At 72.0% G+C, this 15,075-nt stretch carries 10 protein-coding genes; 8 read left to right on the plus strand and 2 right to left on the minus strand.

Going from position 1 to position 15,075, the window contains the following annotated elements; all coding sequences use genetic code 11:
- The first annotated feature begins 26 nt into the window (after positions 1–26).
- The 6 genes from ABTX78_RS06765 to ABTX78_RS06790 all read left to right on the plus strand — a co-directional run bounded on the left by ABTX78_RS06765 (position 27) and on the right by ABTX78_RS06790 (position 10,607).
- Complete coding sequence (locus tag ABTX78_RS06765) at positions 27–3,020, plus strand: serine/threonine kinase C-terminal domain-containing protein (RefSeq protein ID WP_352205714.1); 2,994 nt, start codon at positions 27–29, stop codon at positions 3,018–3,020.
- 123 nt (positions 3,021–3,143) lie between these two features.
- Entirely contained in the window at positions 3,144–4,832 is a 1,689-nt protein-coding gene (locus ABTX78_RS06770) for a serine/threonine-protein kinase (protein ID WP_352205715.1), read from the plus strand.
- A gap of 127 nt (positions 4,833–4,959) precedes the next feature.
- Positions 4,960–5,127: a hypothetical protein gene (locus tag ABTX78_RS06775; RefSeq protein ID WP_352205716.1), complete on the plus strand. Its 168-nt coding sequence runs from the start codon at positions 4,960–4,962 to the stop codon at positions 5,125–5,127.
- Positions 5,124–7,007 carry a serine/threonine-protein kinase gene (locus ABTX78_RS06780; protein ID WP_352205717.1) on the plus strand — a complete coding sequence of 628 codons (1,884 nt, stop codon included), beginning with the start codon at positions 5,124–5,126 and terminating at the stop codon, positions 7,005–7,007. The genes ABTX78_RS06775 and ABTX78_RS06780 overlap by 4 nt, the downstream gene beginning before the upstream one ends.
- 104 nt (positions 7,008–7,111) lie before the next feature.
- Complete coding sequence (locus tag ABTX78_RS06785; RefSeq protein WP_352205718.1) at positions 7,112–8,728, plus strand: succinic semialdehyde dehydrogenase; 1,617 nt, start codon at positions 7,112–7,114, stop codon at positions 8,726–8,728.
- Between the two features lie 64 nt (positions 8,729–8,792).
- Positions 8,793–10,607: a GMC oxidoreductase gene (locus ABTX78_RS06790; RefSeq protein ID WP_352205719.1), complete on the plus strand. Its 1,815-nt coding sequence runs from the start codon at positions 8,793–8,795 to the stop codon at positions 10,605–10,607.
- Positions 10,608–10,705: 98 nt separating this feature from the next.
- On the opposite strand, the gene ABTX78_RS06795 is transcribed toward ABTX78_RS06790, so the two are convergent.
- Positions 10,706–11,701 (minus strand): LPXTG cell wall anchor domain-containing protein, encoded by a 996-nt coding sequence (locus ABTX78_RS06795; RefSeq protein WP_352205720.1) that lies wholly within the window; start codon positions 11,699–11,701, stop codon positions 10,706–10,708.
- A 261-nt stretch (positions 11,702–11,962) separates the two neighbouring features.
- On the opposite strand from ABTX78_RS06795, the gene ABTX78_RS06800 reads away from it, so the two are divergent.
- Positions 11,963–12,238, plus strand: a complete 276-nt coding sequence (locus ABTX78_RS06800) for an LAVTG motif-containing sortase-dependent surface protein (RefSeq protein ID WP_502993792.1) — start codon at positions 11,963–11,965, stop codon at positions 12,236–12,238.
- Between the two features lie 617 nt (positions 12,239–12,855).
- Here the strand turns inward: ABTX78_RS06800 and ABTX78_RS06805 are convergent.
- Positions 12,856–13,152, minus strand: coding sequence for a chorismate mutase (locus ABTX78_RS06805; RefSeq protein ID WP_313944617.1), 297 nt, complete (start codon positions 13,150–13,152; stop codon positions 12,856–12,858).
- A gap of 313 nt (positions 13,153–13,465) precedes the next feature.
- On the opposite strand from ABTX78_RS06805, the gene guaA reads away from it, so the two are divergent.
- Entirely contained in the window at positions 13,466–15,061 is a 1,596-nt protein-coding gene (gene guaA / locus ABTX78_RS06810; RefSeq protein WP_352205722.1) for a glutamine-hydrolyzing GMP synthase, read from the plus strand.
- Positions 15,062–15,075: the final 14 nt, after the last annotated feature.

Genomic DNA, 15,075 nt, shown 5'->3' on the forward strand with positions numbered 1-15,075 from the left:
GGACAGCGCGCTTGTGGGGAGGCGTCGTGGACGACTACGCGGGACGGGTACTCGCCGACCGCTATCGGCTTCCCCTGCCTCCGTCCGACGCGTACGAACTGGCCGAGACCCGCGCGTTCGACACCTACAGCGGACAGGAAGTCCTGGTACGGCAGGTGCCGTTGCCGGAGATCGTCGAGGCCGAGGTCGTCGACATGGAGGGCCCGCTCGGGAGCGCGGTGCCGGGGAGGACGCAGGGGCGTTCCACCCGGCGGCCCGCGGACCCGGCCGTGCGCCGTGCCATGGACGCGGCGCAGGCGGCCGCTCAGATTCCCGACCACCCGCGGCTGGACCAGGTCTTCGACGTCTTCGCCGAGGACGGATCGCTGTGGATAGTCAGCGAACGCGTCGCCGCCAGGCCCCTGGCCGCGCTCCTCGCCGAGAAGCCGCTCACGCCCTACCGTGCGGCCGAAGTCGCCTCCGACGTGCTGACCGCCCTGCGCGTCCTGCACGCGCACGGCTGGACGCACCGGAACATCACCACCCGTACGGTCCTGGTCTGCGACGACGGACGGGTCGTCCTGACGGGGCTCGCCTCCGGGGCCGCGGAGGAGGCACTGTGCGGATACGCGCCCGTGCCCGCGCCGGTCGACCCGGACCACGATCACGATCACGATCACGATCACGAGGACGGCGACGGCGACGGCGACGGCGACGGCGACTTCGACGATCGGGATCTCCACGACGGGGAGCTGGCCGAAGGGGAGTTCGGCCCCGACGGGTACGAGGGCCACGAGGACCATCCTCACGGCGAGGGCCTCGGTGACGAGGACTACTCCTACGGCGAAGCCGGTGAGGGCTCGCCGGAGCCGGCCGTGCTGGAGTCCCCGCACTCGGCCGACCCCTACGCCACCCCCGACCCCTATCTGGCCCCCGATCTCTACCCCTACCGTCCCCCCGCGCACGGCACCGGCACAGGGGTCGGTCCTGGCCCCGCTGCTCCCGGCCCCACTGCTCCGGGCTCTGCCGCTCCCGGTCCCACCGGCACCGGCGTTCCTGACATCAGGGCCGCCCGAGCGGGTGCGATCGCCGCGTACCGCGCGGGCGCCCGCGCCGCCGCCCGGGTCAGCGAGGACCTGCGTCAGGGCGATCGTCCCGTACAGACGGGCAACGACCCGGACTGGTGGGCCGCCAAGCCCGGCGAGCGGCACATCGCACCGGCCGAGTACCGCGCCGACGACGACGCCGACGCCGACCGCGCAGACGACGCAGCCGACGAGGACGAGTTCGGCGACGACTACGGCGCCGGCGGACCCGGTCGCCCCCGTCTCGCCGGAACCTGGCACGACGGTCCCCTCCCGGGGCAGGACGGCCCCGCGCCCCAGTCCGCGGGCGGTGGCGGACCGGCCCGCCACCCGCAGCGCGACAACGACCCGTACGGCGTCGACCCCTACGGCGTGCGCCAAGCGCTCCCGGGAGGTTCGCACCGCCCTGATCCTGGCACCGGTCGCGGCACCGGGCGGGGCGGCTCCGGCGACCCCTACCGTGACCGTCCCGCACTGCCCGCACCCCGATCCGGCACCCCCGACCCGTACCGCCCCGCCCTGCCCCACGCCCGCCCCGGCGGGTCACCCACGCCGGTTCCGGCCCCGGCAACCGGCAGTTGGGACCGCGGCGGCGCCGGACGCGAGGCCCTGCGCGCCGACTCACAGCGCCGGCCCGTCCCCGCGGCCCGGAGCGCCGGCGCCTGGGACGAGGTCGTGGCCGGCTCCGAACCCCCCGCGTACCAGGGGCCGTCCACACCGCTGGCCGCCGAGCGCGCCCGGCAGGCGCGGATCGCCGTCGTCGGAGCGGTGACCGAGCGCTGGGCGCCCGAGCAGGCCGGCCCCGTCCACGAGAACTGGCAACTGGCCGCCCCCGTCGGCCCCGCCACCGACCTCTGGGCGCTCGGCGCCCTGCTCTACCGCTCCGTCCAGGGGCATGCGCCCTACCCGGAGGAGAGCGCCTACGAACTGGTGCAGCTCGTGTGCGCCGAGCCGCCCGCGTTCGCCGAGGAGTGCGGGCCGCTGCGCCCCGTCGTCGAGTCGCTGCTGCGTCAGGACCCCACGGATCGCCCCGACTTCGAGGAACTGCGCGGCTGGCTGCGGTCCCTGGTGCGCTCGGCGCCCGAGCCCGATGCCGGGATGGACGTCGTGGCGGTCCCGTCGAGCGTCGTGGACGGCAGCAGGCTGCCCGTCGTGCGCCGCCGGGGCGAGCTGGTGCGCAAGCGCCCGACCAGCTCCACCGAGGTCGTCCACGGCCGCCACCGTCACAAGAAGTCGCGGCGGGAACGCCGTGGTCCGCGCTCCCTCGGCCGCATCCTGCTGCTCCTGATCCTTCTGCTCCTGGTCGCGGCGATCGCGTACGCCATGATGTTCATGCCCCGGTCCGGCACGGGGCAGGAGGGCGCCCAGGGCACGCAGAGCCCGGCGCCCACGGCCTCCGCTCCCGGCCCGGGCCGTACCGATGCCGGTACGCCTCCGCCGCCGAAGGCTTCCGGCACGCCCGGTTCGCAGCAGCCGCAGACGTCCGCGCCCGCCGGGAACCTTCCGGCCGGCTACGCGCTGCGCAGTGATCCCGAGGGCTTCCGGGTCGCGGTCGACAAGTCCTGGCAGCGCAGGCCCATCAACGACAGCGGCCAGGTCCGTTACAGCGACGGGGACTTCACGCTGATCGTGGTCCCCGGCCGGGACAGCGTGCAGGCCAACGGCGACGACCCGCTCGTCTACCAGCGCGACAAGGAGCGAGAACTCCAGCCGTTCCGCGACTCCTCCTGGGCGGCGGCGACCGGGCTCCGCCGGATCGACGTCGGCCGGCAGGCCATGGCCGAGGGGCAGTTCACCTGGCAGGACAGCAGCGGCCGTGAGGTCTACGTACGCAACCTCGCCATGATCGTCGGCGGCCGGTACCACGTGGTGCAGGTGATCGGTCCGGAGGATCAGCGCGACAAGGTGACGGAGGCGTACAGCCAGGCCGTCGAGGCCTACCGGGCGACCGGCTGAGCCCCGGCACGGACCGCGGGAAGGTGCCGACGGGCATCACAGTGCGGTCACTTGAGGCATCCGAGGTACCGCGCCCGTAATTCCCTTCCGTAACCTGTGATCCCAAGGAACGGGGCGGGGGACGTGGAGAATTCTCGAGAGACGGGCGCGGGGCTGCTGCTGGCCGGGCGCTACCGGCTGGGCGAATGCATCGGCAGCGGTGGCATGGGCAAGGTCTGGCGCGCACACGACGAGGTGCTGCACCGGGTCGTCGCGGTCAAGGAGCTGACGGCGGGGCGCTATGCCTCCGAGGCCGACCGGATCGTCCTGCACGCCCGTACGCAGAAGGAGGCCCGGGCCGCCGCCCGGATCAGCCATCCCGGTGTGGTCACCGTCCATGACGTGCTCGACCACGACGCGCGCCCCTGGATCGTCATGCAGTACGTCGACGGGCCGTCGCTCGCCGACGCGGCCAAGGAGACCGGACGCATCCCGTCGCTGGAGGCCGCCCGGGTCGGACTGCACGTGCTGCGCGCGCTCGGCGCCGCGCACGCGGTCGGGGTGCTCCACCGTGACATCAAGCCCGCGAACATCCTGCTCGACCGGCAGGGCACCGCGCACGGCGAGGACCGCACCGGGGGACGGGCGCTGATCACCGACTTCGGGATCGCGGCGATCGAGGGCGACTCGACGATCACCAGGACCGGAGAGATCGTCGGCTCCATCGACTACCTGGCACCCGAGCGGGTGCGCGGCGCCGATCCAGGTCCCGCCTCGGACCTCTGGTCGCTGGGGGCCACGCTCTACACGGCGGTGGAGGGCGAGTCGCCGTTCCGGCGTTCCACACCGCTGTCGACCATGCAGGCGGTCGTCGGCGACGAGCCACGCCACCCCGAGCACGCGGGTCTGCTGACCCCCGTGATCATGTCGCTGCTGCGCAAGAACCCCGCGGACCGACCCTCGGCCGCGGAGGCCGAGCGGATGCTCCAGGACGCGCTGGCGGACCCGACCCGGACGGTGGCTCCGCCCCAGGCCCCCACGCAACGGGTGACGCGCGGCGACCAGCGTCACGAACACGACCCAGGGCAGGGGCAAGGACACGGGCAAGGCCACGATCAGCGCCACGGCCGGGGGCGGGGGCCCGGGGGGCCCGTCAACTCCCCGGGCCCGACGCCGTACCGGCCGAACCCCGCCCTGACGCCGTCCTTCTCGCCCGCACCGCCCCTCGCCCCGAAGCGCCGCGCGGGACGGCTGCGCCGGGCGGTGATCGTCGTCGTGCTGTCGGCCGTCGTCGGCGTCGGCGCGGGACTCGCGGCGATGAAGTACGCGGCGGGGGACGACGGCGGGGACGGCAAGGGAAAGCAGTCCGACACCTCGGCGTCCGTGCCGTCCGGCTGGCACCGCGTCAACGACCCCGAGGGCTTCAGCCTGCTCGTGCCGAAGGGCTGGAAGCGCCAGACGGACGGCGACCAGATCGACTACACGCCGGACAACGGCAGGCACCGCATCCGGATCAGCAGCGACGACTCGCCGGACTTCGAAAACCCGTACATGCACATGCTGAGCCTGGAGAAGACGCTCGCGAAGCTGCCCGCCTACAAGCGGGTCAAGCTCGCGCCCAACACGTTCCGGGACCACACCAACTCGGCGCTGTGGGAGTTCACCTGGACCGAGCGGAAGGACCACCCCGGGGACCGGCGGGCCATCGATCAGATCTACTACGAGGACGACGGCACCGAGTACGCGCTCTACATGTCGGGGCCGGCCGAGGACTGGGCGACCACCCGCGCGCAGTTCGACATCATGCTGCGGGGCTGGCGGCCTCCGGCATGACCGGCGACCCGAACGAGAAGGTTCGGGTGCCCGCGAAGGAGACACGGCGGGGCGGTCACTGTCACGGGTCCGCATCCGCTCCCGTGCGCCTGTGGCATCCACCACCGGGGTTGGTCAGGATGTGTGCATGACCAACAACGGGGGACGCTCGAACGGGTCGACCGGTGACGGCCTCAGGCCGCCGGACGCCGCCCGGCGGCCGAGGATCTCCGGCCCGGTGGAGGGCTGGGCGGCCAGGGAGGGCGACAGGCTCTTCGACCGGTTCGCCGGACATCGGAAGACCCAGGACCTGTGAGCGCCGCGGGCGACGGCCGCCTGATCGGCGGCCGCTACCGGCTCGTCGAACGCATCGGCTCCGGCGGGATGGGCACCGTCTGGCTGGCCCGGGACGAAGTCGTCGGCCGTGACTGCGCGCTGAAGGAGCCGCGGCTGCCCGGCGATCCGTCCGACCCCGTCCATCAGCGGCTCTGCCGGCGGCTTCGGCGCGAGGCGCGGGCGGCAGAGCAGGTGGAACACCCGTCGGCCGTCTCCGTCCACGACGTCGTCACGGACGGCGGACTGCCCTGGATCGTCATGGAGCTGGTCCGCGGCGAATCCCTCCACGCCCTGCTCAAGCGGGGAGCGCTGACACCGGGGGAGACCGCCCGGATCGGGCTCGCCGTCCTGGGCGCGCTGGCCGCCGCGCACGCGAAGGGGATCATCCACCGCGATGTGAAGCCCGCGAACGTCCTGCTCGGACCGCACGGCCGGGTGGTGCTCACGGACTTCGGCATCGCGCGCGTCCAGGGCGAGGAGCCGCTGACGGTCAGCGGTGAGTTCGTCGGCTCGCTCGAATCGATCGCGCCGGAACGGATGCAAGGCGTCCCGGCCGGGCCCGAGTCGGACCTGTGGTCGCTGGGCGTGCTGCTGTACGCGTCGGTCGAGGGCTGGTCCCCGTTCCGGCGTACGACGCTGGAGTCCACCCTGGCGGCGATCCTCCAGGCGGCCCCGCCCGCGCCGGTGCAGGCGGGGCCGCTTGGCGATCTGATCGTGCGGCTGCTGGCGAAGGAGCCCTCGCACCGGCCGTCCGCGCAGGAGGTGGAACGGGAACTGGCGTCGGTGGCAGCGGGGCGTGCCTCCCCGCTGCCGGGAGCGGCGGACGCATCACCGGAACCACAGGCGCCGACTCAGCAGGGGCCCGAGACGTGCCCCGAACTCGCTGTCGACGAGGCCGATCCCGCGCCCGGCTCGCGCGCGTCCGGGTCGCGGGAGGCCGGGTGGCGGGAGCCCGGGTCACCGGACTCCGGGTGGCGGGAGCCCGGGTCACCGGATTCCGGGTCGCGAGACCCCGCGGCACCGGACTCCGGGTCGCGAGACCCCGCGGTACCGGACTCCGGATGGCGGAAGCCCGGGTCACCGGACTCCGGGTCGCGAGACTCCGGGCAACCGCACTCCGGATCGCACTCCCCACTCACCTACCCGGCCGCCCCCTCCCGTCTGCGCCGCCCACGCCGGGGACTCGCCCTGGCCGCGGCGACCGCCGTCGCCGCGGCCGTCTGGGGCATCGCTGCCGTCGCGTCCGGCGGCACGGACGATTCCGGCACCTCCGGCGCACACGGAAACGGCACGCCCGGACGCTCCTCACAGCCGCAGCCACAGCCGGTGACCCCGGACGCCTGGCGGTGGCGCCCCTATCTCGAATCACGGCTCGACGCGGAGATCTCCGTCCCCCGGTCGTACCGGCGTGAGACCGTCACCTCCGAGGCGTCACTCGCGGCCGACCGGGAGATCACCTTCGCCGAACGCGGCAACCCGGTCTGGTTACGGCTCACGCGCGCCGACAAGGACCCGTCCGCGTCGGGCCCGGTCGAGTGGGCGCAGCGCGATCTGCGGCGGCTGAAGGACGGCGGTGAACAGGGCGGACAGTTCACGGCGTCCGAAGCGCGCGGCACCGTCGTCCCGGCGAACCACCGGGGCACCGACGCGGCCGTGCTGGACGTGACGTACTCCGCGCAGGAGGGCGACACCGCCCGGCCCGTCCACAGGCTGGCGTTCTATGTGGTCACCGCGGCCCGGGAGCGCTACTCGGTGCTCGTGGAGATGCCGAAGGGCGGCAAGGAGGAGGCCGAGGGGCAGGATCTCTTCCGCGGAGTCCGGGACCGTCTGAAGCTCGGCAGAGCCGAGACCAGTACCTGATCAGGCCTTATGTGCCAGCGATCGCTGGCATGGTGATGTGGGGGTGTGGAAAAGCTGTTACCGACGGGTACCCAAAGCTCTGATTGCGGCATACTCTCGCCCCCATGACGGACTCGAAGGCACCCGCCGCCACCCTCGGCACCAACCCGACCGCGGCCGCGCCGGCGAACGCGCGCACCGCCGCCGACGTGGTCACTCCCGAGGTGGTCGCGCAGCTCATCCGTGGCGTCGTCGGCTCCGGCCGCACCGCCAACCACACGCCCTTCACCGGACAGAAGCTGGCGGACCTGCCCGAGTCCACTCCCGAGGACGTGGCCGAGGCCTTCGCGCGGGCCCGTGTCGCCCAGCCCGTCTGGGCCGCGACCCCGGTCCGCACCCGCGCCGCCGTGCTGCTGCGCTTCCACGACCTGGTCCTGGAGCGGCAGGCCGAAGTCCTCGACCTCATCCAGCTGGAGACCGGCAAGGCCCGGCTGCACGCGCACGAAGAGGTCCAGTCCGTCGCTGTCGCCGCCCGCCACTACGGCCGCAGGGCCGCCGCGTACCTGAAGCCGAAGCGGCACACCGGTGTGGTCCCCGTCCTCACCAAGGCCACCGAACTGCGCCAGCCGCGCGGTGTCGTCGGCCAGATCGCGCCCTGGAACTACCCGCTCGAACTGTCCGTCGGCGACGCGCTGCCCGCGTTCGTGTCCGGCAACGCCGTGGTGATGAAGCCCGACACCGAGACCGCCCTGACCGCCCTGTGGGCCCGCGACCTGCTGATCGAGGCCGGACTGCCGGCCGAGGTCTTCCAGATCGTCATCGGCGAGGGACCGGTCGTCGGCCCGGAGGTCGTCAAGCACGCCGACTACGTCTCCTTCACCGGCTCCACCCGCACCGGCCGTGAGGTCGCCCAGGGCGCGGCCGCCCGCCTCATCGGGGTCTCCCTCGAACTCGGCGGCAAGAACGCCATGCTGGTGCTCCACGACGCCGACATCGAGAAGGCCGCCGCCGGAGCGATCCGCGCCTGCTTCTCGTCCGCAGGCCAGCTGTGCATCTCCATCGAGCGGCTGTACGTCCACGAGTCGGTCGCCGACGCCTTCCTGGAGCGGTTCGCGGCGCGGACCAAGGCGATGCGCCTGGGCAGTTCGCTGGCGTACGGCGCCGACATGGGCTCGCTCGTCGGCGAACGCCAGTTGGAGACCGTCACCCGCCATGTCGACGAGGCGGTGGCCAAGGGCGCCACACTCGTCGCCGGCGGCGTCGCCCGCCCCGACATCGGCCCGCTGTTCTACGAGCCGACCATTCTCGACGGCGTCGAGTCGCCCATGGCGGTGTGCACCGAGGAGACCTTCGGCCCGGTCGTCTCCGTCTACCGCTTCACGGACGAGGACGAGGCCGTCGCGCTCGCCAACGCCACGCCGTACGGACTGAATTCCAGCGTCTGGACGCGTGACGGCAGGCGTGGCCACGCCGTCGCCGCGAAGCTGCGCACCGGCACGGTCAACATCAACGAGGGCTACGCACCGGCGTACGGCAGTGTGCAGTCCCCGATGGGCGGCATGAAGGACTCCGGTCTGAGCAGGCGGCACGGCTCCGAGGGAATCCTCAAGTACACCGAGGCCCAGACCGTCGCCCAGCAGCGGCTCATCCCGCTCGCACCGTCGTTCGGGATGGACGACGAGAAGTACGCGGCGTTCATGAGCCGCTCCCTCAAGGCGATGAAGGCACTGCGCCTGCGCTAGCACCAACCGCCGGCCCGCAGCGCCCGAACCGAGCAGTCAGCACCGTTTCGTACCGAGGAGTGCCATGTCCCAGGTTCCCCCTGCCCGGAATCAGGAAGACCCCGACAACGACGCCTACGACTACGACGTCCTGATCGTCGGTTCGGGCTTCGGAGGTTCGGTCTCGGCGCTGCGGCTGACGGAGAAGGGCTACCGGGTCGGCGTCCTGGAAGCGGGCCGCCGCTTCACCCGGGAGACCCTGCCGAAGAACTCCTGGGATCTGCGCAACTTCCTGTGGGCCCCGGCGCTGGGCCTGTTCGGCATCCAGCGGATCCATCTGCTCGGCAACGTGATGGTGCTGGCGGGCGCGGGTGTGGGCGGCGGTTCGCTGAACTACGCCAACACCCTCTACGTCCCGCCGAAGCCCTTCTTCGAGGACGCGCAGTGGGGGAACATCACCGACTGGCACGCGGAGCTCCGGCCGTACTACGACCAGGCGCGGCGGATGCTCGGCGTCCGGCTCAACCCGACGATGACCCCCTCCGACGTCCATCTCAAGGCGACCGCCCAGGCGATGGGCATCGGCGACACCTTCCACATGGCACCGGTCGGCGTCTTCTTCGGGGACGGCGAGGACGCCGACGGTACGGCGAAGGCCGCGCCCGGCGCCGAGGTCCCCGACCCGTACTTCGGCGGCGTGGGACCGGCCCGCAAGGCGTGCACCGAATGCGGGGAGTGCATGACGGGCTGCCGCCACGGCGCGAAGAACACCCTCAACGAGAACTACCTCTACCTCGCCGAGCAGGCCGGTGCCGTCATCCACCCGATGACCTCCGTCGTCACCGTCACCGAGGACTCGCGGGGCGGCTTCGCGGTGGGCACGCTGCCGAGCGACAGCAAGCGCAAGGGCAAGGGGCGGACCTTCACGGCCCGCCGGGTCGTGATCGCGGCCGGCACCTACGGCACCCAGACCCTGCTGCACCGGATGAAGGACAACGGTCTGCTGCCGCGGATCTCCGGGCGGCTGGGGGAGCTGACCCGGACCAACTCCGAGGCGCTCGTGGGCGCGCAGACGGACAACCGCCGCTATCGCAAGCGGCACGGCGAGGAGCGGGTCGACTTCACCCGCGGCGTCGCGATCACCTCCTCCATCCACCCCGACGCCAACACCCACATCGAGCCGGTGCGTTACGGCAAGGGCTCCAACGCGATGGGCGGGCTGACGGTCCTCCAGGTCCCGTACAACACCAAGCGCCGGGTGGCGGCGTGGTTCGGGAGCATCACCAAGCACCCGCTGCTCGCGATGCGGATGCTGTCCAACCGGCGCTGGTCGGAACGGACGATCATCGGGCTCGTCATGCAGTCGCTGGACAACTCACTGACCACGTACCGCAAGCCCAAGGGCATCGGCAAGGGCCTGCTCACGGCCCGGCAGGGCCACGGCGCGCCGAACCCGACGCAGATCCCGGAGGCGACCCGCGCGGCCTCGCTCCTCGCCGAGGAGATCAACGGCTTCGCGGGCTCCAACATCGGTGAGCTGATGGGTACTCCGCTGACCGCCCACTTCCTGGGCGGCTGCCCGATCGGCGCGCAGGCGGAGTCGGGCGTGATCGACCCGTACCACCGGCTGTTCGGCCACCCCGGCATCTCGGTGGTCGACGGCTCGGCGGTCTCCGCGAACCTCGGGGTGAACCCGTCCCTGACGATCACCGCGCAGGCGGAGCGGGCGATGTCGTTCTGGCCCAACAAGGGTGAGGAGGACCCGCGCCCGGCGCAGGGCGGTGTGTACGAACGCCTGCTCCCGGTCGCCCCGAAGTCCCCGGTGGTTCCGGACGCGGCGTTCGGAGCACTGCGGCTGCCGCTGCTGGAGATCCCGAAGGTGCCGCCGAAGAAGGTCTGACGGCTCCTTCGGCCAAGGAACCCGCCCCGGACAAACAAAAGGGCCGCTGCACCCCCCTCCGAGTGCAGCGGCCCTTCCGGTCTTGCAGGTGGCTCGTGTTACGCCGTCGCGTCCTCACGGCGGCGCTTCATCGCGAAGACCACACCGGCACCGGCGAGAACGGCGACACCGCCGACGATCCCGACGACGGGCAGGACGGAGCTGGAGCCGGTCTCGGCGAGGCTGCCGGTGACCTGGGCGCCCGTGTTGGTGCCCGTGTTCGGCTTCTCGGTGGCGACCGGAACCTTGCCACCCTCCTGCGGCTTCGTGCCGCCGGTGTCCGTACCGGCCTTCACGATCTGGAACTTGTACGCGACGTCACCGCTGCCGATGCACTCGGCGTCCTCGTCGCTGTAGATGCTCGCGCCGAGCGAGAAGCCCGCACCCACCGGGGCACCGGACTTGACGTTGATCCGCAGCGGGATGTCGACCGCGAACTCGGGCTCCAGCGTCTCCGACCAGCCGACGAAGCCGACGGCCTCGCCGTCGGGGCCGCGCAGGTCGTACCAGGTCCTGGTGTCGGGGTCGAAGGCCTGCAGCCGGACCTGCTTGCGCGTGAACAGTTCCTCACCCAGCTCGTCGGCGGAGGCGCCGGCGAAGTAGACGAGGTCGGTCAGCTTGCTGTCCGACGAGTTGTAGATGTTCAGACTGAACTTGTGCCAGCCGCTGCCCGCGGCGATCTTGCCGGGAAGGCCCGTGATCGACACGTCGATCTTGGCGTCCTCGCACTCGCCCGGCAGCTCCTCCTCCGGTTCCGTCGCCGTCGCGCTGGGCGTGCCGGCGGGAGCGCTCGGGGTGTTGACCGGTGCGCTCGGCGAGGCGGCCTTGTCGCTCGGCGAGGCGGAGACGCTGGAGCCCGGCTCGGGAGCCGTCTCGGCGGCCGTCTCGGTCGCCGAGGGCGAACCGGACGGAGTGGTGCTCTCGCCGGCCTCCGGAGTCGTGGACTCGGTGGTCGTCGGCGAGCCCGTCGCGAACGCGGCCGGAGCCGACAGGAACGCGGCGGGGGCTATGACTGCGGTCGCGGCGGCGACGGCCATAGCGCGGCGAAGCTTCATGAAGACCTCAGTGAAGTCCGGGTGCCGCATCACAGCGGCACTGATTCTGATGGGCCTTCCGGGGTGGGGGTGCACGGGTGAGGCCGTTGATACGCATAGATGACCGGCGAGTGGCTGAAAAGGTTGCACGCGAACTCACAGAAAATTTATGTGGTGCCCGTCACATGCCGTCGTCACGGGGCCGCGCAGGGATGCCGGGGAGACAGCGCGTCCCATCGGGGCTGCTGTCCTGAAAGCGCCATCACGGCCTGCCCGTTGGCTGTGACACGCGTCACCCTCCGCCGCCCGGGCGGCGCCTCCGGCGGATCCACCACCACGGGCGGTTCGACCGGTGGTTCCACGGGCGGCGACTCGGCGCAGTCCACCGGCGGTACGGCCGAAGGCTCCGCCGCGACCGGCGGCGGTACGGCCGAAGGCGGGCTGGCGTCCACCGGCTCGACCGTGCTGCTCACCGCGTCGGCCGCCGCCGTCGCACTGGCCGCGGGCGGGTTCCTCTTCGTCGCCGCCCGTCGCCGCCGCGCGACGACAGGTGTGTGAGACGCCGATCGCGCTGACGGCCTCGAACTGATCGAGCAGGTCTGGTCGACGAGACCGGACCTGCTCGCGCAGGAGAGGTGAACACCGTGACCGGGCCCTCGGCCCGGACGCAGGGCAAGGGCCCCGCCGGATGCGCTGTCCGCGGGGCCCTTGGCGATCGGTACCGGCGTCAGGGCATCGCCGGTGCCGAGTCGCGGCGCCGGGGGGTTGCGCCGCGGGGAAGGGCCGCCCGCCGTGCGCACCGGGGGCCTGATCCGAACGACAGGCCCTGCGGCGCACCGGTGGTGCCGGCCTCTGGCTGTGGAGTCACGCAGTGGGGATGCGCGGGTTCTGACATCGTGCGGCGTGCTGAGGGAGCAGCTGTTCGGAGCGGATGCGGTCGGCCCCGGGCGTCCCCGGAAGCCGACCGCCCTTGGAGTGACCGGGCTGCTGTCCCCTGCCGACCGGTCACGCGCGCTGGGGCGAGGTCCCACGACGTACCTGAAATACGTCACACGCCCCAGCGGAGCCACGCGTGGTTTCCTGCACTGGCCCGCCCCTGGCTGGCACGGACACCGGGACCAACGACCCCTCGTCGCCCGCGGTCACGCGCCGTACGGGTGAGGATGCAACCGAACTCAGATGCGGCCCCGGCACAGCTCCAGCAGCGTCATCGCCAGCGAGGTGCCGGGCCGGCCGAGAGCGTCGCGGAAGTGGCTGAGCACCTCCATCTCGCGGGACAGGTTCACCCGGCGTCCGCCGGAGGACAGACGCGCGTCCTGGATCACCGCCGACACGGCCATCCGTTCCTGCACGAGACCGATGATCCGGTCGTCGAGGGCGTCGATCCGCTCGCGGGCGGAGGTGATCACGTCGGCGGCCTCGGGGGTGCGGGCGCCGGTCTTCTCCGTGACGGTCTTCTCGGCGAGTGTCATGGCGTGGGGCTCCTTGTTGCGAAGGAGGCGTCCCCGGTCCGGCACGGCCCGGAAATGACAGAACGCCCCGGGCCTTGTCGGCCCGGGGCGCCTGGGAAGTCGCTTGTCAGTTGCTCAAGCAGCACGACCATGGCAGCCGGACGGGCCGGTGCCATAGGTAAAGACGAAGGTCAGCTGCTGGTGCATGGGGACAGTATGGACCGACCGCCCGCCCGGGACCAAAGCCTGGTTCGGATGGTGAGACGGAGGAGGCCCCGGCAGCGCCCCGGTAGAATCGGCAGAACCGACCCCATCCACCGCCGGAAGGCCGCCAGTGTCATCAGCGTCCCCCGCTGCCGCGCCCGCATCGAACCCGGACGTCGTCCTCGTTGTCGATTTCGGCGCCCAGTACGCCCAGCTCATCGCCCGCCGTGTCCGTGAGGCCCGGGTCTACAGCGAGATCGTCCCCTCGACGATGCCCGTGGCCGAGATGCTGGCCAAGAACCCCAAGGGGATCATCCTCTCCGGCGGTCCCTCGTCCGTCTACGCGGAGGGCGCCCCGCGCCTGGACCGTGCGATCTTCGAGGCCGGGGTCCCCGTCTTCGGTATGTGCTACGGCTTCCAGCTGATGGCCACGACCCTCGGCGGCACCGTCGACAACACCGGGGCGCGCGAGTACGGCCGTACCCCGCTGCACGTCTCCAAGGTGGGCTCGACGCTCTTCGAGGGCACCCCGGCCGAGCAGCCGGTGTGGATGTCCCACGGCGACGCCTGCTCCGCCGCCCCGGAGGGCTTCACGGTCACCGCGTCCACGGACGTGGTCCCGGTCGCCGCCTTCGAGAACGACGAGAAGAAGCTGTACGGCGTGCAGTACCACCCCGAGGTGATGCACTCCACGCACGGCCAGCAGGTCCTTGAGCACTTCCTCTACCGGGGCGCCGGCATCGAGCCGACCTGGACCACCGGGAACGTCATCGAGGAGCAGGTCGCCGCGATCCGCGAGCAGGTCGGCGACAAGCGCGCGATCTGCGGGCTGTCCGGCGGAGTGGACTCCGCGGTGGCCGCCGCGCTCGTGCAGAAGGCCATCGGCTCCCAGCTGACCTGTGTGTACGTCGACCACGGTCTGATGCGCAAGGGCGAGACCGAGCAGGTCGAGAAGGACTTCGTCGCGGCGACGGGCGTCCAGCTCAAGGTCGTCGACGCCGAGGAGCGTTTCCTCGACGCGCTGAAGGGGGTCTCCGACCCCGAGGAGAAGCGGAAGATCATCGGCCGCGAGTTCATCCGGGTCTTCGAGCAGGCGCAGGCCGAGATCGTGGCCGAGGCCACGGGCGGCGAGGAAGTCGCCTTCCTCGTCCAGGGCACGCTCTACCCGGACGTCGTCGAGTCCGGCGGCGGCAGCGGTACCGCCAACATCAAGTCGCACCACAACGTCGGCGGTCTGCCCGAGGACCTGGAGTTCCAGCTCGTCGAGCCGCTGCGCCAGCTGTTCAAGGACGAGGTCCGGATGGTCGGCCAGGAACTGGGCCTGCCGGATGAGATCGTCCAGCGCCAGCCGTTCCCGGGCCCCGGCCTCGGTATCCGGATCGTCGGCGATGTCACCAAGGAGCGCCTCGACCTGCTGCGCGAGGCCGACGCGATCGCCCGCGAGGAGCTGACCTCGGCCGGCCTCGACCGTGACATCTGGCAGTGCCCGGTGGTGCTGCTCGCCGATGTCCGCAGTGTCGGCGTCCAGGGCGACGGACGCACCTACGGCCACCCGATCGTCCTGCGTCCCGTGTCCTCCGAGGACGCCATGACGGCGGACTGGACGCGGATGCCGTACGACGTGCTGGCGAAGATCTCGACCCGCATCACCAACGAGGTCGCGGACGTCAACCGCGTGGTCCTCGACGTGACGAGCAAGCCGCCGGGCACCATCGAGTGGGAGTAGTCCCCGGACGGTGC

Origin of the sequence: Streptomyces sp. NPDC096193 (genome assembly GCF_040302905.1) — a bacterium.
In the GTDB taxonomy this organism is placed as follows: Bacteria; Actinomycetota; Actinomycetes; order Streptomycetales; family Streptomycetaceae; genus Streptomyces.